Origin of the sequence: Falsiroseomonas selenitidurans (assembly GCF_012103215.1) — a bacterium.
Taxonomy (GTDB): Bacteria; Pseudomonadota; Alphaproteobacteria; order Acetobacterales; family Acetobacteraceae; genus Falsiroseomonas; species Falsiroseomonas selenitidurans.
Genome location: NZ_JAAVNE010000001.1, coordinates 170,367 through 194,117, shown reverse-complemented (window position 1 = coordinate 194,117; position 23,751 = coordinate 170,367). Strand labels below are relative to the sequence as shown.

Annotated in this window: 29 protein-coding genes; 17 read left to right on the top strand and 12 right to left on the bottom strand. The window is 70.5% G+C overall.

The annotated features are described in order from the left end of the window. Positions 1-195: 195 nt before the first annotated feature. The 6 genes from HEQ75_RS00885 to HEQ75_RS00860 all read right to left on the bottom strand — a co-directional run bounded on the left by HEQ75_RS00885 (position 196) and on the right by HEQ75_RS00860 (position 7,552). Positions 196-1,899: a dihydroxy-acid dehydratase gene (locus tag HEQ75_RS00885; RefSeq protein ID WP_168027019.1), complete on the bottom strand. Its 1,704-nt coding sequence runs from the start codon at positions 1,897-1,899 to the stop codon at positions 196-198. A 280-nt stretch (positions 1,900-2,179) separates the two neighbouring features. Beyond that, positions 2,180-3,928 (bottom strand): SulP family inorganic anion transporter, encoded by a 1,749-nt coding sequence (locus tag HEQ75_RS00880; protein WP_168027018.1) that lies wholly within the window; start codon positions 3,926-3,928, stop codon positions 2,180-2,182. Positions 3,929-3,932: 4 nt separating this feature from the next. Beyond that, positions 3,933-5,606, bottom strand: a complete 1,674-nt coding sequence (locus tag HEQ75_RS00875; RefSeq protein WP_168027017.1) for a bifunctional protein tyrosine phosphatase family protein/NAD(P)/FAD-dependent oxidoreductase — start codon at positions 5,604-5,606, stop codon at positions 3,933-3,935. 85 nt (positions 5,607-5,691) lie between these two features. After that, the gene (locus HEQ75_RS00870; protein ID WP_168027016.1) at positions 5,692-6,342 is read right to left on the bottom strand and encodes a peroxiredoxin; all 651 of its coding nucleotides are present in this window, start codon (positions 6,340-6,342) and stop codon (positions 5,692-5,694) included. 22 nt (positions 6,343-6,364) lie between these two features. Further along, on the bottom strand, positions 6,365-7,258 hold the full coding sequence (locus HEQ75_RS00865) for an MBL fold metallo-hydrolase (RefSeq protein WP_168027015.1): 894 nt from the start codon (positions 7,256-7,258) through the stop codon (positions 6,365-6,367). A 75-nt stretch (positions 7,259-7,333) separates the two neighbouring features. Further along, positions 7,334-7,552, bottom strand: a complete 219-nt coding sequence (locus tag HEQ75_RS00860) for a YgaP family membrane protein (protein ID WP_168027014.1) — start codon at positions 7,550-7,552, stop codon at positions 7,334-7,336. A 38-nt stretch (positions 7,553-7,590) separates the two neighbouring features. Here HEQ75_RS00860 and HEQ75_RS00855 point away from each other — a divergent pair, with 38 nt between their 5' ends. Further along, positions 7,591-7,956, top strand: coding sequence for an ArsR/SmtB family transcription factor (locus tag HEQ75_RS00855; protein ID WP_235961156.1), 366 nt, complete (start codon positions 7,591-7,593; stop codon positions 7,954-7,956). On the opposite strand, the gene HEQ75_RS00850 is transcribed toward HEQ75_RS00855, so the two are convergent. After that, positions 7,917-8,408 (bottom strand): RrF2 family transcriptional regulator, encoded by a 492-nt coding sequence (locus HEQ75_RS00850; RefSeq protein ID WP_168027013.1) that lies wholly within the window; start codon positions 8,406-8,408, stop codon positions 7,917-7,919. The genes HEQ75_RS00855 and HEQ75_RS00850 overlap by 40 nt on opposite strands. Positions 8,409-8,505: 97 nt before the next feature. Here HEQ75_RS00850 and HEQ75_RS00845 point away from each other — a divergent pair, with 97 nt between their 5' ends. From HEQ75_RS00845 to HEQ75_RS00830, 4 genes are read left to right on the top strand one after another with little or no spacing between them, the layout of a single operon-like run. Beyond that, the gene (locus HEQ75_RS00845; RefSeq protein ID WP_168027012.1) at positions 8,506-9,918 is read left to right on the top strand and encodes a cytochrome ubiquinol oxidase subunit I; all 1,413 of its coding nucleotides are present in this window, start codon (positions 8,506-8,508) and stop codon (positions 9,916-9,918) included. Positions 9,919-9,930: 12 nt separating this feature from the next. Next, entirely contained in the window at positions 9,931-10,935 is a 1,005-nt protein-coding gene (cydB, locus tag HEQ75_RS00840; RefSeq protein WP_168027011.1) for a cytochrome d ubiquinol oxidase subunit II, read from the top strand. Continuing rightward, entirely contained in the window at positions 10,935-11,048 is a 114-nt protein-coding gene (locus tag HEQ75_RS00835) for a DUF2474 family protein (protein WP_168027010.1), read from the top strand. The genes cydB and HEQ75_RS00835 overlap by 1 nt, the downstream gene beginning before the upstream one ends. Before the next feature lie 35 nt (positions 11,049-11,083). Beyond that, positions 11,084-11,536: a hypothetical protein gene (locus HEQ75_RS00830; RefSeq protein WP_168027009.1), complete on the top strand. Its 453-nt coding sequence runs from the start codon at positions 11,084-11,086 to the stop codon at positions 11,534-11,536. 125 nt (positions 11,537-11,661) lie between these two features. Here HEQ75_RS00830 and HEQ75_RS00825 read toward each other — a convergent pair whose 3' ends face one another. Continuing rightward, positions 11,662-12,048: a VOC family protein gene (locus tag HEQ75_RS00825; RefSeq protein WP_168027150.1), complete on the bottom strand. Its 387-nt coding sequence runs from the start codon at positions 12,046-12,048 to the stop codon at positions 11,662-11,664. A 176-nt stretch (positions 12,049-12,224) separates the two neighbouring features. Between HEQ75_RS00825 and rplM the strand changes: the two genes are divergently transcribed. From rplM to HEQ75_RS00765, 12 genes are all read left to right on the top strand, one after another. Further along, complete coding sequence (gene rplM / locus HEQ75_RS00820; protein ID WP_168027008.1) at positions 12,225-12,728, top strand: 50S ribosomal protein L13; 504 nt, start codon at positions 12,225-12,227, stop codon at positions 12,726-12,728. Positions 12,729-12,730: 2 nt separating this feature from the next. Next, positions 12,731-13,237, top strand: coding sequence for a 30S ribosomal protein S9 (gene rpsI / locus HEQ75_RS00815; protein ID WP_168027007.1), 507 nt, complete (start codon positions 12,731-12,733; stop codon positions 13,235-13,237). A 131-nt stretch (positions 13,238-13,368) separates the two neighbouring features. Further along, entirely contained in the window at positions 13,369-14,328 is a 960-nt protein-coding gene (gene argC, locus HEQ75_RS00810) for an N-acetyl-gamma-glutamyl-phosphate reductase (protein WP_168027006.1), read from the top strand. Between the two features lie 323 nt (positions 14,329-14,651). After that, positions 14,652-15,179, top strand: a complete 528-nt coding sequence (locus HEQ75_RS00805) for a gamma carbonic anhydrase family protein (protein WP_168027005.1) — start codon at positions 14,652-14,654, stop codon at positions 15,177-15,179. A gap of 140 nt (positions 15,180-15,319) precedes the next feature. Then, on the top strand, positions 15,320-15,907 hold the full coding sequence (locus HEQ75_RS00800) for a hypothetical protein (RefSeq protein WP_168027004.1): 588 nt from the start codon (positions 15,320-15,322) through the stop codon (positions 15,905-15,907). Between the two features lie 70 nt (positions 15,908-15,977). Next, positions 15,978-16,454 (top strand): hypothetical protein, encoded by a 477-nt coding sequence (locus HEQ75_RS00795; protein ID WP_168027003.1) that lies wholly within the window; start codon positions 15,978-15,980, stop codon positions 16,452-16,454. A gap of 133 nt (positions 16,455-16,587) precedes the next feature. Continuing rightward, complete coding sequence (locus tag HEQ75_RS00790; RefSeq protein WP_168027002.1) at positions 16,588-17,499, top strand: metal ABC transporter substrate-binding protein; 912 nt, start codon at positions 16,588-16,590, stop codon at positions 17,497-17,499. Next, the gene (locus tag HEQ75_RS00785) at positions 17,499-18,380 is read left to right on the top strand and encodes an ATP-binding cassette domain-containing protein (protein WP_168027001.1); all 882 of its coding nucleotides are present in this window, start codon (positions 17,499-17,501) and stop codon (positions 18,378-18,380) included. Before HEQ75_RS00790 ends, HEQ75_RS00785 begins: the two co-directional genes overlap by 1 nt. A gap of 13 nt (positions 18,381-18,393) precedes the next feature. Continuing rightward, entirely contained in the window at positions 18,394-19,254 is an 861-nt protein-coding gene (locus HEQ75_RS00780) for a metal ABC transporter permease (protein WP_168027000.1), read from the top strand. After that, positions 19,251-20,108 (top strand): metal ABC transporter permease, encoded by an 858-nt coding sequence (locus HEQ75_RS00775; RefSeq protein WP_168026999.1) that lies wholly within the window; start codon positions 19,251-19,253, stop codon positions 20,106-20,108. Before HEQ75_RS00780 ends, HEQ75_RS00775 begins: the two co-directional genes overlap by 4 nt. A gap of 97 nt (positions 20,109-20,205) precedes the next feature. Then, positions 20,206-20,658, top strand: a complete 453-nt coding sequence (gene mntR / locus HEQ75_RS00770) for a manganese-binding transcriptional regulator MntR (protein WP_168026998.1) — start codon at positions 20,206-20,208, stop codon at positions 20,656-20,658. Further along, positions 20,655-21,614 carry a sterol desaturase family protein gene (locus tag HEQ75_RS00765; protein ID WP_168026997.1) on the top strand — a complete coding sequence of 320 codons (960 nt, stop codon included), beginning with the start codon at positions 20,655-20,657 and terminating at the stop codon, positions 21,612-21,614. Before mntR ends, HEQ75_RS00765 begins: the two co-directional genes overlap by 4 nt. A gap of 32 nt (positions 21,615-21,646) precedes the next feature. On the opposite strand, the gene HEQ75_RS00760 is transcribed toward HEQ75_RS00765, so the two are convergent. The 4 genes from HEQ75_RS00760 to HEQ75_RS00745 form a co-directional block, all read right to left on the bottom strand. Beyond that, complete coding sequence (locus HEQ75_RS00760) at positions 21,647-21,850, bottom strand: DUF4170 domain-containing protein (protein ID WP_168026996.1); 204 nt, start codon at positions 21,848-21,850, stop codon at positions 21,647-21,649. Between the two features lie 84 nt (positions 21,851-21,934). Further along, entirely contained in the window at positions 21,935-22,279 is a 345-nt protein-coding gene (locus HEQ75_RS00755; RefSeq protein WP_168026995.1) for a hypothetical protein, read from the bottom strand. Positions 22,280-22,442: 163 nt separating this feature from the next. Then, a complete protein-coding gene (locus HEQ75_RS00750) occupies positions 22,443-23,330 on the bottom strand; it encodes a LysR family transcriptional regulator (protein ID WP_168026994.1) in 888 nt (295 codons plus the stop codon). Between the two features lie 124 nt (positions 23,331-23,454). After that, positions 23,455-23,751, bottom strand: a complete 297-nt coding sequence (locus HEQ75_RS00745) for a glycine zipper domain-containing protein (protein WP_168026993.1) — start codon at positions 23,749-23,751, stop codon at positions 23,455-23,457.

Here is a 23,751-nt window from a genome sequence, read left to right as displayed (position 1 = left end):
AGGAAAGCGGTTCTGCCGCGCCGGCTGCGGCCCCCACCCCGGCCCGCCCCCGCAACAGCCGGGAAGCGCGGCTTTCTCCCTCCCCCGCTGGGCGGGGAAGGGTCGGGGTGGGGCAGCGCGTTGCCTCGGCCGCCGCGGCGATTCACGTCACGTCTTGATGGGCCTGGCGCTCCGTCGGGGTCAATGGCCCCGTGCTCAGGGTGCCGCCTGCAGGAAGCGGAGGTCCGCGCCCTCGGGGGCCTGCGTCACCTGCTCATGCACCAGCCGGTCCCAGCCACGGGCCGGGGCGGGGGCGGGGGTCCAGGCGGCGCGGCGGCGGTCCAGCTCGGCCGCATCCACCAGCAGGTCCAGGCTGCGGTCGCGCACCGAAAGCCGGATGCGGTCCCCGGTCTCCACCAGCGCCAGCGGCCCGCCCACGGCGGCTTCCGGCGCGATGTGCAGCACGATGGTGCCGAAGGCGGTGCCGGACATGCGGCAGTCGCTCATCCGCACCATGTCCTTCACGCCCTGGCGCGCCAGCTTCTTCGGGATGGGCAGATAGCCGGCTTCCGGCATGCCGGCGGGGCTGCGCGGCCCGGCATTCTTCAGCACCAGGATGTCCTGCGGCGTCACGTCCAGCGCCGGGTCGTCGATGCGGTTCGACAGATCCGCCAGCCCGTCGAACACCAGGCAGCGCGCCTCTGTCTCGAACAGCGATTCCGTTGCCGCGCTGCGCTTGAGGATGGCGCCATCCGGCGCCAGCGATCCGAACAGGGCGACCAGCCCGCCCACCGGGCTCACCGGCGTCTCCCGCGCCCGGATGATCTTCCGGTCGACGAAATGGCTGCCATCGCCGATGCGGTCGCGCAGCGTCACGCCGTCCAGGTCCAGCGTCTCGAGGTCCAGCAGGTCGCGGATTTCCCACAGCAGTGCCTGCATGCCGCCGGCGGCGTGGAAATCCTCCATGTAGCCCTCGCCGGTCGGCTTCAGGTCGACCAGCACGGGGGTGGTTTCGCTGAGTTCGTCGAGGCGCTTCAGGTCCAGGCTCAGCCCGGCGCGGCCGGCGATCGCCGCCAGGTGCACCACGGCATTGGTGGACCCGCCGAGGGCCAGCAGCACGCGCACGGCATTGTCCAGATTGCCCTGGGTCATCAGGGAGAGCGGCGCCACCGGCTTGTGGATCAGCCGCACCGCCTGCGCGCCGGCTTCCTCCGCCATGCGCAGCCGGTCGGCATGCACGGCGGGGGCGGAGGCGGCATCCAGCGGCATGAAGCCCAGCGTGCTGGCGATGCAGGCCATGGTGCTGGCGGTGCCCATCACGCCGCAGGTGCCGGCGGTGGTGGCCAGCTTTCCCTCAAGAGTCTTGATCCGCTCGCCCGAAACCTCCCCGGCCCGGTAGCGCGCCCAGTACCGACGGCAATCGGTGCACGCCGAGAGGCGTTCCCCCGCGAAGGCCTGCGCCAGCATCGGCCCGACCACCAGCATGACGCTCGGCGTGCCGGCGGAGATCGCGGCCATCAGCTGCGCCGGCACCGTCTTGTCGCAGCCGCCCACCAGCACGGCGGCATCCATCGGCTGGTTCGCCAGCATCGCCTCCGTGTCCAGCGCCATCAGGTTGCGGTAATGCATGGAACAGGGGGAGAGCGAGGGCTCGCAGATGCTGATGGTGGGAAAGGCCAGCGGCAGCCCGCCGGCGGCCAGCACGCCGCGCTTCACCGCCTCGATCAGCTCCGGCGCCGTGCGGTGGCAGTTGTTGTAGTCGGACCCCGTATCGGCGATGCCGACCACGGGCTTGTCCAGCATGGCCTGGGAATAACCCATGGATTTGGCGAAGGATCGCCGGAGATAGAGGGCGAATTCGCGGTCCCCGTAATTCGAGGAGCGGTTGGCGAGGCCGTGCGGCTTGAGGGGCGTTTCCATGGCGGGAGCCTCCTTCGCGGCGCGCCGCCTGTCCAGAGGGGGTGTCGCGGCGCGTCCACCGCGGCCGGCGAGGGGTCCGGATGGCTGCCCTGGAAAACAACATGATGAAGCCTGGGGGGTCGATCGCTCCCCAGGCCCGGGCGACACCTGGCGCCCCCGGGACAAGCTGCGGGCCCGGCGCCGCGGGGGGAGGGCGGCATTCATGGGAGATTGTCCGGAACCGCTCCGGGGGTGACGATGGCTGGCATGATGGGCCGCGCCTGCCCCGCGCCCGCCGGCGTCACCGATCGGCCGCCGGGCCTGGCGCCTTCGGCCTCGGCTCCCGCACCAGGGCCTGCACGGCCTCGAACTGCGAGAGAAACACCCGGCCCTTGAAATGCTCGAAGAAGTCCGAGCGCTTCAGCGCATCCATCACCGGCCCCTTCACCTCCGACAGGTGGAAGCCGACCCCGGCGGCCTGCAGGCGGTCGGCGATCGCCTCCAGGCTTTCAAGCGCGCTCGCATCGATCAGATTCACCGCAGGGCACATGAGGATGACGTGCTGCAACGCGGGACGTGCGGCGGCCTCGGCGTAGATGCGGTCCTCCAGATAGCGCGCATTCGCGAAATACAGGCTTTCATCCACGCGCAGGGACAGGATCGCAGGCTCCGTGATCACCGCGTGCCGGTCCACGTTGCGGAAATGCTCGGTGCCCGGCACCTGGCCGACGATCGCCATGTGCGGCGTGCTGGTGCGCCACAGGAACAGCAGCAGCGACAGCGCGACGCCGGCGACGATCCCGGCTTCGACGCCGACCAGCAGCACCAGCAGGATGGTCGCGGCCATGGCGGCGAAGTCCGCCCTGGAATATGTCCAGGTGCGGCGGATCGCGGCGAGGTCCACCAGCGACAGCACGGCCACGATGATGGTCGCGGCCAGCACCGCCTGCGGCAGGTAACGGAACAGCGGCGTGAGGAACAGCGTCGCGCCGAGAATGCCGAGCGCCGTCGCGGCTCCGGCCAGCGGCGTCGCCGCGCCGGCATCGAAATTCACCACCGACCGCGCGAAGCCGCCGGTCACCGGATAGCCGCCCGAGATCGCCGAGGCGAGGTTCGCGGTGCCGAGTCCAACCAGCTCCTGGTTCGCCACGATGCGCTGGCGGCGCTTGGCCGCCAGCGTCTGCGCGACCGAGACGGATTCGACGAAGCCGACCAGGCTGATCAGCACCGCTGCCGGCAGCAACGCCACCCACAGCGCCGGGTCGAAGCTGGGCACCGCAAAGGGCGGCAGGCCGGCGGGGATCTCGCCCACGATGCGCACGCCCGCCCGGTCGAGGCCCATCAGCACCACCGCGAGGATCGACAGGATGATGGCCGCGAGCGGCCCCGCCTTGGCCAGAAGGTCCGCCAGCCTCCGCCCAAGCCCGGCCCGCAGCAGCAACGCCTTCAGCGATCGCCGGGCCCAGAACAGGAAGCCGGTCGCGGCGACGCCGATTGCCAGCGTCGGCAGGTTCGCCCCGCCCAGCCCCTGCGCGAGTTCGACCAGGATGCGCGGCAGCGTGTCGCCCTCCGCCCGGATGCCGAGGATGTGCTTGAGCTGGCTCGCCGCGATCAGGATGCCCGAGGCGGTGATGAAGCCCGAGATCACCGGGTGGCTCAGGAAATTCGCCAGGAAGCCGAGCCGCAGCACCGCCATCGCCAGCAGCACCAGGCCCGACAGGAAGGCGAGCGTCACCGCGGCCGTGACATAGGCCGCCGACCCCGCCACGGCGATCGGCGCCACCGCGGCCGCCGTCATCAGCGAGACCACCGCGACTGGGCCGACCGCCAGCGTCCGGCTGGTGCCGAACAGCGCATAGGCGACCAGCGGCAGGATGGAGGCGTAGAGCCCGACCACCGGCGGCAGGCCGGCGAGCATGGCGTAGGCCAGGCTCTGCGGCACCAGCATGATGGTCACGATCACCGCGGCAAACAGGTCGTTCACCCCATCCGTGCGCGTATAGCGTGGCGCCCAGTCCAGGATCGGCAGCAGGGAAGCGAGGCGGCGCATCACCTCAGCCCGCCATCTGCGGCTTGGCCATCCATTCCTTGCCGCGCAGCATCGCCTTCCAATAGATCGGCGGCAGCATGCGTTCCTTCAGCAGCCAGGCAAGATGGCTCGGCTTCGTGTCGTCGATCAGCCAGGCGGGGAAGCTGGGCAGACGCTTGCCGCCATAGCCGAACTCGGCAAGCACGATCCTGCCGCGCTCGACGGTAAGCGGGCAGGAGCCGTAGCCGTCATAGACCGCATCCGCGCCCTGGATCGCGCCAAGATCCTTCAGCAGATTGTGCGCGACGACGGGCGCCTGCTTGCGCGCGGCGGCGGCGGTCTTGGCGTTGGGCGCGTTGCAGGCGTCGCCCAGGCCATAGATGCCGGGCAGCGTCCTGTGGCGCAGCGTCGCCTGGTCGACATCGACCCAGCCGGCGGCATCGGCCAGCGGCGAGACGCGGATGAAGTCGGGCGCCACCTGCGGCGGGACGACGTGCAGCATGTCGAAATCGGTCTCGACCATCGTCGTGGCGCCCTCGGCATCCGTCCGCCGGAACCAGGCGCGGCGCGCGGGGCCGTCGACCTTCGTCAGCGTGTGCTGGAAATGCAGCTGCGCGTGATAGCGCTCGATGTAGGACATCAGCGCGGGCACGTAGTCCTTCACGCCGAACAGCACCGCGCCGGCGTTGTAGAATTCGACCGCGATGTCGTTGAGCCGGCGCGACCGCAGCCAGTGATCGGCCGAGAGATAGAGCGCCTTCTGCGGCGCGCCGGCGCATTTGATCGGCATCGGCGGCTGGGTGAAGACGGCACGGCCGGCCTTCAGCCCCTGCACGCATTCCCAGGTATAGGGCGCGAGGTCATAGCGGTAGTTGGAGGTGACGCCGTTGCGCCCGAGCGTCCCGGCCAGCCCCTCGATGCCCGCCCAGTTGAGCTTGATGCCCGGCGCGACGGCCAGCGCGCGGTACTTCACCACGCGGCAGCCATCGAGGATGACGGCGCTGCGCTCCGGCTCGAAGGCCGCGACCGCGGCCTTGATCCAGCGCACGCCGGCCGGGATCAGCGAGGCCATGGTCTTCGCGGTGGTCTGCGGGTCGAAGACGCCGGCGCCGACCATGGTCCAGCCGGGCTGGTAGTAGTGGATGTCGGCCGGGTCGATCAGCGCGATGTCGAGGTCGGGCTTGCGCGCCTTGAGGCTGGAGGCCAGCGCGATGCCGGCCGCGCCGCCGCCGATGATCACCACCTCATGCGTCGCATCCGCCTGCTCGGTGGGCGTGCGCCCGCCATTGGCGATGCGCCGGGCGACCGCCGCCATGTCGTAGCCGGCGGCCCTGGTCGTGGCCAGGATTTCCGGCAGCGGGCGGCCATGCGCGGCCTCGGACAGCGACCACAGAGTCGCGGAGCGCGTGCCGCTGCGGCAATAGGCGAAGACCGGCTTGGGCAGCGTCGCGAACAGGGCGCCGAAGGCTTCGGCATCGGAGTCCTTCACCTGGCCCGAGATGACCGGCTGATAGGCGGCCTGCAGGCCGGCGGCCCTCGCGACCGTCTCGATCTCGGCGAAGGCGGGCTGGTCGGCCCCCTCGCCATCCGGGCGGTTGCAGATCACCGAACGGAAGCCGGCGGCGGCGATGGCGGCGATGTCGGCGGGCAGGATCTGCGGGGACACCGACAGCCCGGCATTGATGGCCCTGATGGTCATGGCGTTTTCCTCCCTGTCGGCACCCTTGGGGTGCGCTGTCATTGCCGCATGGGAAGGGCCGGCCGCGGCGGGCCGGCCCTTCGCGTCAGTCCAGCTTGCGGGTGCTGAAGTACCAGTCGGTGGTGGCATAGCCTTCGCTGCCGCGCTGGCGCGCCGCCTCGGCGGTCCTGGGCGGCGGGACGATGGCGTCCTGGCCGGGGGTCCAGCCCTCGGGCGTCGCGATCTTCTGCGCATCGGAGGCCTGCAGCGCGGTGACCAGGCGCAGGATCTCGGGCACCGAGCGGCCGTTGCTCATGGGGTAGTAGAGCATCGCGCGCAGCACGCCCTCGGGGTCGATCACGAAGGTCGCGCGCACGGCGGAGGTGTCGCTCGCGCCCGGCTGCACCATGCCATAGGCGTGCGCGACCTTCATCGAGAGGTCCTCGATGATCGGGAAGCGGATGTGGATCCCGAACTTCTCCTCGATGTTCCGGATCCAGGCGATGTGCGCGAAGATGCTGTCGATCGACAGGCCGAGCAGCTCGCAGCCGAGCGCCTTGAACTGCTCGTGGTGATTCGCGAAGCCGATGAATTCGGTGGTGCAGACGGGCGTGAAGTCGGCCGGGTGCGAGAACAGCACCAGCCACCGCCCCTTGTAGTCTGCCAGCGTGCGCGGGCCGTCGGTGGTGTTGGCGCTGAATTCCGGCGCCGGGCGGTTCAGGCCGGGCAGCGCCAGCGGCCTTGTCGTATCGGTCATGGCGACCTCCTGTGGTTCGGACTCAGAGCGCGTTGACGGGCAGCTTCAGGAAGACGCGCCCGTTCGGCTCGGCGGGCGGAAGCGCGCCGGCACGCATGTTCACCTGCAGCGAGGGCAGGATCAGCCGCGGCATGCCGAGCGTCTTGTCGCGCGCCTCGCGCATCGCGACGAAGTCGTCCTCCGTCATGCCGTCATGCACATGGATGTTGTGCGCGCGTTCCTCGGCGACGGTGCTCTCCCAGCGGATCTCGCGGCCGTTCGGGCCGTAGTCGTGGCACATGAACAGCCGCGTCTGCGGCGGCAGCTCCAGGATGCGGCGCATCGAGCGGAACAGCGTGCGCGCATCGCCGCCGGGGAAATCGGCGCGGGCGGAACCGCCATCCGGCATGAACAGCGTGTCGCCCACGAAGGCAGCATCGCCGATCACATGGGTCATGCAGGCCGGCGTGTGGCCAGGCGTGTGCAGCGCGAAGGCCTGCAGGCTGCCGATGCCGTAGGTGTCGCCATCCTTGAACAGGCGGTCGAACTGGCTGCCGTCGCGGCGGAACTCGGTGCCTTCGTTGAAGACCTTGCCGAAGACCTCCTGCACGACGGTGATCTGCTCGCCGATGCCGATCTTGCCGCCCAGCCTGCCCTGGATGTAGGGCGCGGCGGAGAGATGGTCGGCATGCACATGCGTCTCGATCAGCCATTCGAGCGTGAGGCCGCGGTCGCGGATGTGGGCGATGATCGCATCGGCGCTGTCGTAGGTGATGCGCCCGGCGGCGTAGTCGATGTCCATCACGGAATCGACCACGGCGCAGGCATGGGAGGCCGGATCCTTCACCACATAGCTGATCGTGTTGGTGGGCGCGTCGAAGAAGGCGGTGACCTCGGGCTTCACCGAAAGATCGACGCGATGCGGGATGGCGTTCATGGGGCGTCTCCTGTTGTGTTGGCTCGCGCCTGTCAGGCGCGGTTGCGGACAGGCGCGCACGCGGGCGCGTTCATCTCAGGCCTTCGCCACCGGGCAGGTGCGGATGCCCAGCAGCGCGTAGGCCGGGCAGAAGCGGAAGGCCGCGGTGCCCAGCAGCACCACGCCCGAGGCGACCACCACGAAGCGCCAGGCGCCGAGCGGCGCGAAGGTCCCGGCAAGGAGGAAGGGGGCGGCGACCAGCGCGGCGCCAAGGGCGACGCGAAGGATGCGGTCGAGGGCGCCGACATTGGCCATGACGAGTCTCCTCCAGCGGGTTCGGGCTAGACATTTATATGCGAAGATGCGAAGGTGTCAACGCGAAAACAGATATCAAAGATGACGTATTTACCGCGATGGAAGCGAAAGCCGAGGAGGCCGCGCGGCTGCTTGCCACCCTGGCCAACGCCAAGCGCCTGATGGCGCTGTGCCACCTGCTGCAGGGCGAGAAATCGGTCGGGCAGCTTGCCGGATTGATCGACCTGGCGCCGACCGCCCTGTCCCAGCACCTGGCGCGGATGCGCGACCTCGACCTGGTCGCGACGCGCCGCGACGGGCAGACGATCTTCTACCGGCTGGCGAGCGCCGAGGTCGCGGCGATCCTGGAGACGCTCTTCCGGCTCTATGGTGCGTCGGCGTCCTGTGGCAGCGCGGCGGCCTGATCGTGCGCCTCGGCCGGCGACACGCCGCCAAGCCGCGCCAGCAATGCGTTCTTGTTGTAGGCGATGTCCGCAATGGTGAGGTCGTCCAGCACCGAGAGAAAGGCCCGCAGCGCCCGCTGCAGCCCGCGCGAAAGGTGGCAGGCGCCGAGCAGCGGGCAGGTGTTGGTGTCGGGGTTGAAGCACTCGACGAGTTCGAGCGGCGCCTCGGTCCAGCGGATGATCTCGCCCACCGTGATGCTGTCCGCGGGACGCGCGAGGCGCATGCCGCCGTGCCGGCCGCGGAGCGAGTCGATGTAGCCGCGCCGCGCCAGCTCCGCGGCGACCTTCACCAGATGCGCCTTCGAGATCCGGTGCGCGCGCGCGACGTCATCCACCGTGACGATGGCCGGCGCGCGGAGCGCGACAAGCTGGAGCGTGCGCAGGGTGAAGTTCGAGTACTGGGTGAGGCGCAAGGGACTTCCTTCGCAGATTAATCTTCATTCAGCGTATTGCTTTTCTGGGCTGCCGGCAATATTCTTCATCCAGAATGATGGTTTAGCGGGGTTTGCCATGCTCGGTCTCGACGCCCTCCTCCTCGCGCGCATCCAGTTCGCCTTCACGGTCAGCGCGCACATCATCTTCCCGGCCTTCTCGATCGGGCTTGCCAGCTACCTCGCGGTGTTGAACGGGCTCGCGCTCTGGACGGGCCGCCCGGTCTTCACCGACCTGTTCAACTACTGGAAGAAGATCTTCGCCGTCGCCTTCGGCATGGGCGTCGTCTCCGGCATCGTCATGAGCTACCAGTTCGGCACCAACTGGTCGGCCTTCTCCGACAAGGTCGGCCCGGTGATCGGCCCGCTGATGGGCTACGAGGTGCTTTCGGCCTTCTTCCTCGAAGCGGGCTTTCTCGGCGTCATGCTGTTCGGGCGCGAGCGGGTCGGGCCGAAGCTGCATTTCCTGGCAACGCTGATGGTCGCGGCCGGCACCTTCATGTCGGCCTTCTGGATCCTGTCGGTGAACAGCTGGATGCAGACGCCCGCCGGCTATGCGATCAACGAGGCCGGGCAGTTCATCGCCACCGACTGGTGGGCGGTGATCTTCAACCCCTCCTTCCCCTATCGCCTCCTGCACATGCTGCTGGCCGCCTACCTCACCACGGCCTTCGTGGTCGGCGCGGTGGGCGCACTGCACCTGCTGCGCGATCGTGCCGGGCCGGCGGCGCGCGTGATGTTCTCGATGGCGATGTGGATGGCCGCGATCGTCGCCCCGCTGCAGATCGTCGCCGGCGACTTCCACGGGTTGAACACGCTCGAGCACCAGCCGGCCAAGGTCGCCGCGATGGAGGGCCATTTCGAGACCCATGCCGGCGCCCCGCTGATCCTGTTCGGCCTTCCCAACGCCGCGGAGGGGCGCATCGACTACAAGGTGCAGATCCCCAATCTCGGCGCCTTCATCCTGACCCATGACTGGAACGGCGTGGTGCGCGGCCTGAATGAATGGCCCGCCGACCAGCGCCCGCCCGTCGCCATCGTGTTCTGGAGCTTCCGCATCATGGTCGGCATCGGCTTCCTGATGCTCGGCCTCGGGCTCTGGAGCCTCTGGGCACGCTGGAAGGGAAGGCTCCACGACGCGCCCTGGCTGCACCGCGCGGCGCTCCTGATGGGGCCGTCCGGCTTCGCCGCGGTGCTCGCCGGCTGGATCACCACGGAAGTCGGCCGCCAGCCCTGGACCGTGCAGGGCCTGCTGACCACCGCGCAATCCGCCTCGCCCATCGACGCCGCCGCCGTCGGCGCCTCGCTGGTCGCCTTCGTCGTCGTCTACTTCGCGCTGTTCGGCGCCGGCACCTTCTACATCCTGCGGCTGATGAACCACGCGCCGCGGCCGGCGGAGCCCGGCCTGCCGCCGGCGGCGCCGGTGCGCGCCGGCGGCATCATGCCGGGGCCGGTGATGGCGGCGAAGCATGCGCTGCCGGCCGGCGAATAGGGGAGACGTGCCATGACCCTTGACCTGCCGATGATCTGGGCCGGCCTGATCGCCTTTGCCGTGCTCGCCTATGTCGTGCTCGACGGCTTCGACCTTGGCGTCGGAATCCTCTTTCCGCTGATCCGCGGCGAGGCCAACCGCGACGAGGCGATGAATGCCGTGGCGCCCGTATGGGATGGCAACGAGACCTGGCTCGTGCTGGGCGGCGGCGGCCTGCTGGCGGTGTTCCCGCTCGCCTACGCCATCATCATGTCGGCGCTGTATGTGCCGATCATCGTGATGCTGCTGGCGCTGGTGTTCCGCGGCGTCGCCTTCGAGTTCCGCTGGCGGACGAAGCGCGGGCAGTTCCTGTGGGACTGGGCCTTCGCCTTCGGTTCGACGATCGCGGCCTTCGCGCAGGGTGTCACGCTCGGCGCGCTGGTCCAGGGAATCGCGGTCGAAGGCCGCGCCTATGCCGGCGGCTGGTGGGACTGGCTCTCCGCCTTCAGCCTGCTGACCGGGGTCGCGCTGGTCATCGGCTACGCGCTGCTTGGCGCGACCTGGCTGATCTGGAAGACCGAGGACCGGGTGCAGCGACGCGCCTATGACATCGCCTTCTGGGTGGCGCCGGCGACGCTGCTGCTGATCGGCGCGGTCAGCCTGGGGACGCCCTTTCTCAACAGCCTCTATGCGCAGCGCTGGTTCGCCTGGCCGCAGGTGCTGCTGGTGGGGCCGGTGCCGCTGGCCGTGCTCGGCGCGGGCTTCCTGCTGCTGAAGGGCCTGACCGAGCGGCGGGAGGTGGCGCCCTTCCTGGCCTCGCTGGCGCTGTTCGCGCTCTGCTTCATCGGCCTCGGGATCAGCTTCTTCCCCTACATGGTGCCGCATGCCGTGACGATCCGCGAGGCCGCGGCGCCCGACAACAGCCTGGCCTTCCTCCTCGTCGGCGCCGCCGTGCTGGTGCCGGTCATCCTCGCCTACACCGCCTACGCCTACTGGGTGTTCCGCGGGAAGGTGAAGGCGGTGGGGGGCTATCACTGATGGCGCACACCCGCAGCCTGCCGCGGCGCCTGCTCTGGTTCGCGCTGATCTGGGCCGCGAGTGTCGCGGGCCTCGGCGTCGTCGGTCTCGCCATCAAGGCCATGCTGCGATGAGCCGCCTCTCCAACCCTGACAGGAAGCCCCCGATCATGACCCGCTCCACTCTCACGCGCGCGGCGCTGCTTCTGCTGGCCGGCACCGCCAGCGCCGGCGTTCCCCCGGCCGCGGCGCAGGAGGCACCGCGCGTCCTCGCCCTCCTCACCACCGCCGAGCCGCAGGTGCAGGGCATGGCCTTCGTGCTGCTGAACGCCATGCGCCAGCAGGGCGCCACCGTCGAGGTGATGCTCTGCGGCCCCGCTGCCGACCTCGCGCGGCGCGAGCCACCTGGTCCGGCCGCCACAGCCCTGCGCCCGATGAACGCGACGCCGGCGCAGATGCTCGCCGGCATCGTCCGCGCGGGCGTGCGGACCGAGGTCTGTGCGCTGTATCTGCCCAATGCCGGCATCGGCCCCGAGGCGCTGATCGACGGCGTGCGCCCCGCCCGGCCGCCGGAGATGGCGCGCCGCATGACCGATCGCGCCACCACCGTCCTGCCCTTCTGAGGGCTGGCGCCGCGATCATGGCCGAACGCCGCCGCCATCGCCGGCCCGGCGCGGCGGCGGGGCGTGTTGCGCCGCGATGAACGGCCGGCTGGCCGCCGAGGCGCCGCAATAGGCCCGGCGGCAGCCTATTCCGGCCGGTGGCAGACGCAGCAGAGCTTGTTGCCGTCCGGGTCGCGCAGATAGGCCCCGTAGAAGTCGGCATGATAATGCGGGCGCAGCCCCGGGCCACCCTCCTCCGCCCCGCCATGCTGCAGCCCGGCGGCATGGACGGCGCGGACGGTGGCGCGGTCCGGCGCCTCGAAGCCCAGGGTGGCGCCATTGCCCGGGCTGGCCGGGCGGCCATCGATCGGGCGCATCAGCCAGAATTGCGGGCTGGCATCCGGGCGCCGTGCATAGCCGGCCTCACCTTCCGCGGTGTGGAAGCGCGCCAGGCCGAGCGGGGCGAGCAGGGCGTCGTAGAACGCGATCGCGCGCGGCAGGTCGTTGGTGCCGAGCGTGGCGTGGCTGAACATGGCGGGCATCTCCGGCTGTGGCGGCGCCTTGTGGCATGCCGGCGCTTGATGGGGGTTGCGCTTCCGCGGGATGACGGTAACCTGATACCGCAGCCAAAAAACCCAGCTTCCGCTTGACTTTGCGGCCCTGTCCCGGGATAAGGCGCGCCAGACCGATAGTCGGAATTACGCAGCAGATGCTCACTCGGCAAACCACCTCCATCAAGCCGGCGGAGGTCAAGAAGAATTGGGTGCTGATCGACGCCGAGGGCCTCGTGCTCGGCCGCCTCGCCAGCCTCATCGCCAACCGCCTCCGTGGCAAGCACAAGGCGACGTTCACGCCGCATGTGGATTGCGGCGACCATGTCGTGGTGGTGAACGCCAAGAAGGTGAAGGTCACCGGCCAGAAGGCCGAGCAATCCGTCTTCTACTGGCACACCGGCTATGCCGGCGGCATCAAGGGCCGCACGGTGGGTGAGCGCCTGGCCAGCCCGCATCCGGAACGGGTGCTGGAAAAGGCCGTGGAGCGCATGATCACCCGTGGCCCGCTGGGTCGCGCGCAGATGCGCAACCTGCATGTCTATGCCGGCCCGGAACATCCCCATGCCGGCAACACGCCGGTCGCCCTGGATGTCGCCGCCCTGAACCGCAAGAATGTCTTCGGCGCCCCTTCGAAGGCCGAAGCTGGTAAGGCTGCCTGAGCATGAGCGAAACCACCGCCCCCCGCACCGGCGGCTCCCTCGCGGAGCTCAAGGACCTGGTCAACGCCGCCGGCGGCCCCTCCGCCGAGCCTGCGGCGATTGTCGCGCCGAAGCGTGACGCGCTCGGCCGGTCCTACGCCACCGGTCGCCGGAAGAACGCGATCGCCCGCGTCTGGGTGAAGCCCGGCAAGGGCAAGATCGAGATCAACGGCAAGCCCTCCACCACCTATTTCGCGCGCCCCGTGCTGCGGATGCTGATCGGCCAGCCCTTCCTGGTGGCCGACCGGGACCAGCAGTTCGACGTCTTCGCGACGGTGGTCGGCGGCGGCCTGTCCGGCCAGGCCGGCGCGCTGCGCCACGGTATCACCCGCGCGCTGACCTACTACGAGCCGGGCCTGCGCGGCATCCTGAAGAAGGCCGGCTTCCTGACGCGCGACAGCCGCGTGGTCGAGCGCAAGAAGTACGGCAAGGCGAAGGCCCGCCGATCCTTCCAGTTCTCCAAGCGCTGACGCCCGACGGACCGGGCGCCACGCCCGGCCGCATGGCTGGCTATACCGGGGGGCAGGTCCGCAAGGGCCTGCCCCTCTTGCTTTTTCGGCCGCCGCAGGGCGGCATGCGTGCGATCCGAGGGAACACGACCATGGCCAAGGGACCCATCCCCAGCGTCTTCATCGACGGCGAAGCCGGCACCACCGGCCTGCAGATCCGCGAGCGCCTGGCGCCTTTCCCCGGCATCGCGCTGCGCTCCATCGCCGAGGAACATCGCAAGGACGCCGCCGCCAAGCGCGCCCTGATGGCGGAGGTGGACCTGGTCGTGCTCTGCCTGCCGGATGCCGCGGCGAAGGAAAGCGCGGCCATGGCGGCATCCCTCGGCGCCGAGGCGCCGAAGCTGGTCGATGCCTCCACCGCGCATCGGGTGGACCCGGACTGGGTCTATGGTTTTCCCGAGTTGAACGCGGCCCAGGCGCAGGCGGTGGCCGGCGCCATGCGCGTCTCCAACCCCGGCTGCTACCCCACGGGCGGCATCGCGCTGCTGCGCCCGCTGGTGGAGGCCGGCATCCTGCCGCCGGACTATCCTGTCACCGTCAATGCCGTCTCCGGCTATTCCGGCGGCGGCAAGCAGATGATCGCGGAGTATGAGCCGGCGCGCACCGCCGCACCCTTTTTCCTGTACGGGCTGAACCTCGAGCACAAGCATGTGCCGGAGCTGCAGCGTTATGCGGCGCTGACGCGGCGGCCGATCTTCGTCCCCTCGGTCGGCGACTTCGCCCAGGGCATGCTGGTCTCCGTGCCGCTGCATCTCGACCTGCTCAACGGCGCGCCCTCTCCGGCGGATCTGGAAGCCTGCCTGCGCGCCGCCTATGCCGGCAGCGGGTGGGTGCGGGTGGAAGCGGCCGATGCCAAGGCGCGGCTGGCGCCGGAGGCGCTGAACGGCAGCAATTTCCTTGAGCTGCGCGTCTTCGGCCATGCCGCGCAGGGCCAGGCGGTGCTGGTGGCCAGGCTGGACAATCTGGGCAAGGGTGCCTCCGGCGCCGCCGTGCAGAACATCGGCCTGATGCTGGGCGTGGATGTCGCCGACGCCCTGCCGCTGGCGGCCTGAACCGAAAGGCGTTCGGATGGGATCATCTGAACGCATGTCTTGCTCTAGAATCGAAGGCTTCTAGAGCAAGAGCGGCGTTCGAGCGAACGCAGCGTGCTCTGGAGCCGTTTCACCGCAAGCGAAGGCGGTGAAACGGCGCCCAGCTTATTGTTCCGACGCGTTTTCCGAGTCGCCTTGCGAAGCCGCAAGGCTTGAAAATGCTCTAGGCATTTTCCGGTCAGGCGGAGGCGGCTGGCGGCTCGGGAAATGCGCCTCGACAAATCGACGAAGCATGAGCCGCGCCTCCAGCGGCACGGATCATGCGCCAGGGAGAGAAGAACGACATGACCGGTCCCGTCATCCCCTTCGAGGACAAGACCCCAAGGATCCATCCAGAGGCCTGGGTGGCGCCGACCGCCATCGTCATCGGCGATGTCGAGATCGGCGAGGACAGCAGCGTCTGGTATCACTGCGTGCTGCGCGGCGACACGAACATGATGCGCATCGGCGCCCGCACCAACATCCAGGATGGCAGCGTGCTGCACCTGAATGCGGGGGCGGAGCCGCTGATCATCGGCGATGACGTCACCATCGGCCATGCCTGCATCGTCCACGCCTGCACCCTGAAGAACCGCGCCTTCGTCGGCATGGGCGCCACGGTGCTGGACCGCGCGGTGATCGAGGAGGGCGGGATGCTCGGCGCCGGCGGGATGCTGCCGCCGGGCAAGGTGATCGGCCCCAACGAGCTGTGGATGGGCAGCCCTGCCAAGCTGGTTCGGGTGATGTCGGCGGAGGAGCGCGGGAAGTTCGACCGCACGGCGCCGAACTATGTTGCGCTTTCCAAGCGGCATCGCGCCTCCCTGGCGCGTTGAGGTGGCGCGCCGGCCTGGCAGGGCGGGGGGGGGGGTGAAGCGCTCGCGAAGGGCTGAAACGGAGGCTGCTTGCCGGTCCGGCGGTGCCGCGCCATCTACCGGCGGGGCAAACCCGCCCCTCCGGTCGCGCCGAGGTCCCCATGCCCGTCCCCCGCCGCCTCGCTTTGCTTCTGCCGCTCTCCGCCTGCGCCCAGGGCGTCACCGCCAGCCTGCCCGCCGAACAGGCGGTGACCCTGCCGCCGGCCGGCCTGCCGCAGGGCGCCGGCGATCCCACCCGCGGCGCCATCCTGGCCTCCTCCTACGCCTTCGGCACGCCCGGTGTCCTCGCCGGCAATCCCGCGGCGGCGGCGGAAGCGCTGGCCCAGCTGGAATACCTCACCGTTGAACTGGGCCTCGGCGGCCCCTGGCGGGACATGGACCCGCTGGTGCCGCTGGAACTGCGCCAGGCCCGGGCGGAAGCGCGCGCCGCCCTGGGCCTGCGGGCCGATGCCACCCCGCAGCTGGCGGTGGATGCGCTGTACGGCACCGCCACGGCGCTGCGCGGGGCGGGGCCGGATGCCGCGCGCCAGGCCATCGCGCCGCTGGCCCAGCCCGGCACGGCGCCGGCGGTGCTTGCCCGGCTGAGCGACCTGCCGCCGCTGCCGCGCGCCGCCGCGGCCACCGCCCGCGCGCGGAGCGCGCTGAACCGGCGCGACAGCGACCGCAGGCCGCCCTATTTCCGGTTCTAGAAGCGGTCCGGCCACCGCGCTGGTCCTTCTTCTGGCTGGCTGCGCCGGCAGCGGCGCCATCACCGGGGGGGTGCCGGAGCCCACCGTTGCGGCCGGGCTGGGCGACCCCGCCCGCGCCGCGGTGTTCGAGACCGCGTCCGGCTTCGCCAACCCCGGCCGGCTCGCCGGTCGCCCGGCGGAGGCCGCGGCGCTGGCCGCGCAGCTCGAATGGATGTCGGCCGAGCTGACGCAGCGGCCGGAATGGCGCAGCGCGACGCCGATGCTCGATCCCGCCCTGCGCCAGGCGCGCGCCGAGCTGCGGGCGGCGCTGGGCATCGCGCCGGATGCGCCACCGGCTGCCGTTGCGGCCGCCCTCCGCCAGGCGGCGCCGGCGCTTCGCGCCGGGCAGGCCGAAGCGGCCGCGGCGGCGCTGGACCCGGTGGCGGCAGGCGACGGCCGCCGCGTGCTGGCGCGCTTGGCAAACCTGCCGCCGCTGCCGCGTGCCGCCTTCGCAACCGGCCTGGCGCTGGATGAGTTGAGCCGGGAGACGCGCACGGATCTGGAGTGAGGTCGGCGCCGCCTGCTCACGCAATCGTGGCGCGGCGGGCTTGCGTGGGATGTAGCTTTGGCTACATACTGCGCGCCAAGCCTGATATTCAATCAAACACAACACTTCGATCCATCGCGAAAAAGGAGAGGCCATGCTTCCGAACGTCGCGCGCCGCGTCCTGCTCGGCACCACGCTCGGCGCCGGCTTGGCCGGCACGCTGCCGGCCCGGGCGCAGGCCCCGAAGCGCGTCGTCGCCACCTTCACCGTGCTGGCCGACATGGCGCAGAACGTGGCCGGGGAGGCGGTGCTGGTGGAGAGCCTGACGCGCCCAGGCGCCGAGATCCACGACTACGAGCCGACGCCGCTGGATGTGGTGCGCGCCCGTGCCGCCGACCTGGTGCTGTGGAACGGCCTGGGCCTGGAACGCTGGTTCGAGCGATTCTTCAGCCGCGCCGGTGCCACCCGCCAGGCGGTCCTGACCGAGGGCATCACGCCGATCGGCATCGGCGAGGGGCCCTATCTGAACCAGCCGAACCCGCATGCCTGGATGTCGCCCACCCTGGCGCTGGTCTATGTGGAGAACATCCGCAAGGCGCTGGCGGCGCTGGACCCGGCCAATGCCGCCACCTTCGCCGCCAATGCCGAACGCTACGCCGCACAGATCCGCGCCGTGGACGCCAGGCTGCGGGAGACGCTGGCCCGCGTGCCGGCGGATCGCCGCGTGCTGGCCACCTGCGAAGGCGCCTTCAGCTACCTGACCCGCGATTACGGGCTGCGCGAGGCCTATCTGTGGCCGATCAACGCCGAGGATGAAGGCACGCCCCGCCAGGTGCGGGCGATGATCGACACGGTCCGCCGCGCCCGCGTCCCCGCCATCTTCTGCGAGAGCACGGTGAACGACCGCCCGATGCGCCAGGTGGCCCGCGAAGCCGGCGCCCGCTACGGTGGCGCGCTGTATGTGGACAGCCTGACGGCGGAGGACGGGCCGGCGCCCACCTATCTGAAGCTGCTGGAAGCGAATGCCGAGATCATCCTCCGCGGCCTGACGGGCGCGGCAAGGTGATGCACGGCCTGGCCCCCACGGGGGGCACATCCCTGGCGGTGGAGGGCATCTCCGTCGCCTACCCGAACGGCCACCTGGCGCTGCGCGATGCCAGCTTCAGCCTGGAACCGGGGACCATCTGCGGGCTGGTCGGCATCAATGGCAGCGGCAAGTCCACGCTGTTCAAGGCGATCATGGGCCTGGTGCGCCCGGCGCGCGGCCAGGTGCGCATCGGCGGGCAGCCGGTGCAGGCGGCGCTGAAGCGCAATCTGGTGGCCTATGTGCCACAGGCGGAGGAGGTGGACTGGTCCTTCCCCGTCGGCGTGCGCGATGTGGTGATGATGGGCCGCTACGGCCACATGAACATCCTGCGCATCCCGCGTGCCGCCGACCACAAGGCGGTTGACGCGGCCCTGGACCGGGTCGGCATGTCGAACCTTGCGGAGCGCCAGATCGGCGAATTGTCGGGCGGCCAGCGCAAGCGCGTCTTCCTGGCGCGCGCCCTGGCCCAGGGTGGCCAGTTGCTGCTGCTGGACGAGCCCTTCACCGGCGTCGACGTGACGACGGAGGAGGCGATCATCGACCTGCTGAAGGCGCTGCGGCTGGAGGGGAAGATCATCCTGGTCTCGACCCACAACCTCGGCTCCGTGCCCACCTTCTGCGACCAGGTGGTGCTGGTGAACCGCACCGTGCTGGCCGCCGGCCCGACGGAGCGGATCTTCACCGGGGAGAACCTGCTGCGCGCCTTCGGCGGCGCGCTGCGCCAGCACAGCCTGCCGGAGGCGCCGCGCGCCCATGGGCCCCTGGAAGCCGGGCATGTGGTGGTGCTCTCGGACGATGAGCGGCCGCTGGTGATGGCCCCCGATGGCCGGGTGCTCGGCCGCCTGACGCAGGATCTGTGAGGATGGCAGCCGGATGAGTGAGCTGCTGATCCCCTTCGAATACGACTACATGCTGCGCGCCATGGGCATTTCCGCGCTGGTCGGCGCCGTCGCCGGCCTGCTCTCCTGCTACGTGGTGCTGAAGGGCTGGTCGCTGATGGGCGACGCGCTGAGCCATGCCATCGTGCCCGGCGTGGTGCTCGCCTGGCTCGGCGGGATACCCTTCGCCGTGGGGGCCTTCGCCTCCGGCCTGCTGGCGGCACTCGCCATGGCCGGGCTGCGCGGCCGCACCCCGATCCGGGAGGATGCGGTCATCGGCGTGGTCTTCACCGGCTTCTTCGGGCTGGGGCTGTTCCTGCTTTCCCTGTTCCCGTCCAACGTCCGGCTGCAGACCATCATCTTCGGCAATGTGCTGGGCATCGCGGATGCCGACATCATCCAGATGGCGATCATCGCCGGGGTGGTGGCGCTGGTGCTGGCGATCCGCGGGCGGGACCTGATGCTGTCGCTGTTCGACCCGGTGCAGCTTGTCGCCGCCGGCGGCAGCCCGGGGCGGATGCGCGTGCTGCTGCTGATGCTGCTGGCGGCGACCGCGGTGGCCGGCCTGCAGGCGGTGGGCGCGGTGCTGGTGATCGGCATGCTGGTGACCCCCGGCGCCACCGCCTATCTGCTGGCCGACCGCTTCGGGCGGATGGCGGCGATTGCCACGGTCATCGGCACCACCACCGGCCTGGCCGGCGCCTATGCCAGCTATTTCCTGGATGGCTCGACCGGCGGCAGCATCGTGGCGCTGCAGGCGGCGATCTTCGTGGTGGTGCTGGTCTTCGCGCCGAAGCACGGAATCCGGGCCACGCGGCGCGCCACTGCCGCCGCGGTTGCGGAGGGCGCGGCATGATCGAGGCGCTGGTCCAACCCTGGACCCATGGCTTCATGCAGCAGGCGCTGGCGGTCGGGCTCATGGTGGCCGCGCTGTCCGCCATCCTGTCCTGCTTCGTGGTGCTGAAGGGCTGGTCGCTGATGGGCGATGCGGTCAGCCATGCCATCCTGCCCGGCGTGGTCGGCGCCTGGCTGCTCGGCATCCCGCTGGTGATCGGCGCCTTCGTCGCGGGCCTCACCTGCGCGCTGGCCTCCGGCGCCATCCGCGCCACCTCCCGCGTCAAGGAGGATGCGGCAATGGGCGTGGTGTTCAGCGGCATGTTCGCGGTGGGGCTGATCCTGCTGTCGCAGGTGCGCTCCAACGTCCACCTCTCCCATGTCCTGTTCGGCAGCATCCTCGGCATCGAGGCGGAGGATTTCTGGCAGACGCTGGGCATTGCCAGCGCGGCCCTGCTGATCCTGGCGCTGCGCGGCCGGGACCTGGTGCTGTTCTGCTTCGACCCCGGCCAGGCCCGCATCGCCGGGCTGCATCCGGGCCGGCTGCGCCTGCTGTTGCTGACGGTGCTGGCGGCCAGCATCGTCACCGGGGTGCAGGCGGTGGGCGTCATCCTGGTGGTGGCGCTGCTGATCACGCCGGGCGCCATCGGCCTGCTGATGGCCGATCGCTTCGGGCGCATGGTCTGGGTGAGTGTCGGCGCGGCCTGCACCGCGACGCTGGTCGGAATCCAGGCCAGCTTCATGCTGGATGCCTCCACCGCCGGGTCCATCGTGCTGGCGCTGTCGGCGATCTTCGTGGCGGCGCTGCTGTTCAGCCCGCGGCACGGCCTGCTGCGGCCGCGGCGGGTGACGCCGCTGCCGGCGCCGGCGGAATAGCCCGCGCCGGGGATTGGCGGCGCGGAGCAAAGTGAAGCATCGGCCACACTTTGGCGCCGCCCTTCCTGCACCCCCGGGGCGATGCTAGGCTGGCGTCATGACCACGGCCGATCCCCTGCCGGAGGGCAGCCTGCCGGACCAGCCGGATGAGGCCGCCCGCCATGCCTCCGCCCGCACCGCCCGCGCCGCCGCGCTGGCGGAGGATTACGTCGAGATCATCGCGGACCTGCTGGAACGCGATGCCGAGGCACGGCCCACCGACATCGCCCGGCGCCTCGGCGTCACCCATGCCACCGCCATCAAGACCATCGGCCGGCTGAAGCGGGATGGGCTGGCGCATTCCAAGCCCTATCGCGGCGTCTTCCTGACCGAGGCGGGGCATGAACTGGCGCGGCGCGTCCGCGCCCGGCACCAGACCGTGGTTGCCTTCCTCGCCGCGCTCGGCGTGCCCGCCGACATCGCGGAGGCGGATGCCGAGGGCATCGAGCACCATGTCAGCGACGCCACGCTGGCCGCCTTCGAACGCTTCCTCGGAGAGGCCGCCCGATGATCGAGCTGCTGGACGGCCTGCGCGCCGCGCTGCACGAGCAGTACCTGATCCCGCTGCTGTACGATCTCGGCCTGATGAACTGGGAGGAGGAGGCCTTCGACTGGCTGGGCTTCGCCCTGCTCGGCCTGGTGCAGATCGCCGTCTGCATCGCGCTCTGCGGTGGGCTGGAGAAGTGGCGCCCGGTGGAACGCTGGGAGGACCACCGGCCGGTGCAGACGGACATCCTCTACACCGTGCTGATCCGGCTGGGCGTGCTGCCGCTGGCGGTCTTCGTGCTGTTCCGGCCGCTGCAGGTCTGGCTGCACGGCACCGTGGTGGATTTCGGCGCGGTGCCGCCGACGCTGGAAAGCCTGGTCCCGCCGCTGCGCGACCATCCGCTGCTGGCGCTGCTGGTCTATGTGGTGGTGCTGGATTTTGGCGAATACTGGCGCCATCGCCTGCAGCACGCCATCCCGTGGTGGTGGGAGCTGCATGCGGTGCACCACGCCCAGAAGCAGATGACCTTCTGGACCGATGACCGAAACCACCTGCTGGACGATGCCATCGCCGCCGCCTGGCTGGGCCTGCTGGCACTGGCGATCGGCGTGCCGCCGGCGCAGTTCCCGGTCATCGTGCTGGTCACGCGGGTGGTGGAATCCCTGTCGCACGCCAATGCAAGGCTGCATTTTGGCCGGCTGGGGGAAAGGCTGGTGGTCTCGCCGCGCTTCCACCGGGCGCATCACGGCGAACAGGCGACCGAGGTGCAGGGCGTGAACTATGCCGTGCTGCTGCCGGTCTGGGATTGGATCTTCGGCACCGCCGACTGGAACCGCACCCGGTTCCCGGCCACCGGCGTGCCGGGGGCGGACCCCGCCATCGTCACCGGCGGTTTCCTGGCGCAGCAGGCGGCGGGCCTGCGGGCCGCCGTCGGGCGGCTGCGGCGCCGCCCGGCCGCCCCGGCACCCCGGGAAGGCTGATCCGCGCCAGGGGCGGGGGGGAAAGCGGCCGTTCAGGCGGTGGTCTTCGCTTCCATCACGAACAGCCGGTGCGAGGCGATATCCACCTTCCGGCGCATGTTGTCCTGCCAGGCGCGAAGAGCCGTGGCCTCGTCATGGAAGGGCCCGTGCAGCTCCTCGGTCCCTGCTTCCAGCTTCGTGAAGCTGGTGTCGGTGAAGATGCCGCCCCAGACCACCCAGATCTTCCGCTCGACCATCGCTGACCCCATGCTGGTGTGCGGCGCAGCAATACAGGCTGCGCCGCCATCCGGCGAGGGTGCGTGGGCTTGCTGAAGCAAGCTTTAACGCGCGGGCGCCGTGCGGGCGCGGCGCATCATCTCCAGCATCGCCGCCGGCACATAGACGGTCTGGGCGGCCTCGCCGGAGCCGATGGTCAGCGGCACATAGCCCTCGCGCGGCTGCTGGGCGAACATCGCGTCGAAATGCATGACGCTGACATCCATGTTCCCGGCCTGGGAGACCATCACGCGGCCACCGCCGACCAGCGTGCCCTGGCCCATGGGCCCGTAGTCAACCATCAGGTTTTCGCCGCTGCCGGTCACCCGCGGGTAGCTCTGGGCCATCGCGCTCGGGGCGGCCAGCAGCAGCGCGGCGGCGGCGGCCAGGAAGGTCGTGCGGTTGGTCATGCTGGGTCTCTCCATTATTCCTGGGCGCGGGCGCTGCCCGCGCTTGCCCGCACCCTCCCCGAAGCGCCGCCGCCTTCGCAGCCCTGATGCGCGGGGTGCAGCCACCCGATACCTCTGGCGTATCGAGCTGGCGCTGCCAGGCGCCCGACCGGCGTCTCCGCGGTCACACGCCGTTGGGGGTGAAGCGGGTCCGCCGCAGCGTCTCCACGAAGCGCGCCAACGGCGCCGACCAACGGCGGCCGGCCACCGTCACCAGGCAGACCTGGCGCGCCACCGGCGCATCCTCCACCGGTCGCAGCACCAGCCCGTTCTGCACCGCGCTGAATTCCGGCAGGAAGCACACCCCCATGCCCGCGGCGACCAGGCACTGGATCCAATCCTCCCGCTCGCTGCGGCAGGCATGCACCAGCCGCGCCCCTGCGGCCTGCAGGTGCTCGCGCAGCACGTCGCGATGCTCGCAATTGATGCGGGAGAGGTAGGTCTGCCCATCCATGTCGCGCATGGCGATGCAGCGGCGCTGGGCGAAGGGGTGGCTGGGGGCACAGGCCACCAGGTAGCGCTCGGCATAGAGCGGCTCCGGCTTCAGCCGTTCGTGATAGGCTTCCGGCTGCACCATCAGCGCCGCGTCCAGCTCACCCTGCAGCAGCTGTTCCGAGAGCCGCTCCGGCGTCGCATCCGCCAGGGTGATGTCGATGCCGGGCTGGGCGGCGCGGAAACGGCCGAGCAGCGGCCCGAAGCGGGACGGCCCGAGCGAGCACATCACCCCCAGCCGGAGGTCGCTGCCCTGCAGCCGCAGGTGCAGCGCCGCCTGCTTGCAGACCGAGCGGCTGCGCGCAACGATGTCCTCGATGCGCGGCTGCACCATGCGGCCCAGCGCCGTCAGATGGGTTGTGCCGCCCTCCCGGGCGAAGAGCGGCGCACCCAGCTCGCGTTCAAGCTTCTGGATGCCGCGCGTCAGGGTTGGCTGCGTCACGCCGCAGAGGCCGGCGGCACGGGTGAAGTGCAGAGTCTGGCTGGCAGCCAGGAAATATTTCATCTCACGCAGGTCCACGACCAACTCCGCCCGGGGTTCGGGCAGATTTTCGCCGCGCTGCTCCAAAAGGTTCCGCTGCCGCAATCCAGTCAGGCTGAGGGCGAGACGCCGGATGCCGCGACGCGGCATCCGGCCGCGTCAATCAGCGCCAGTCGCGCCGGTCGCTTCCGCGCCCGCGGTCGTCGCGGCCGCGATAGGGGGCGCGCCGCGGCTCGTAGCGCTGCTGCGACTGGTCATAGAGGTAGCCACCCAGGCCGCCGGCACCGGCGCCGAGCAGCGCGCCCAGGCCGGTATCGCCGCTGAACGAGCCGATCAGCCCGCCGGCGGCGCCGCCGGCCAGCGCGCCGGTCGCCGTGCGCTGCTGGGTCTGGTTGAGGTTGCCGCAGGCCGAGAGGCCGAGCGCGGCGAGCAGGGGAAGGGCAAGGCGCAAGCTGCGCAT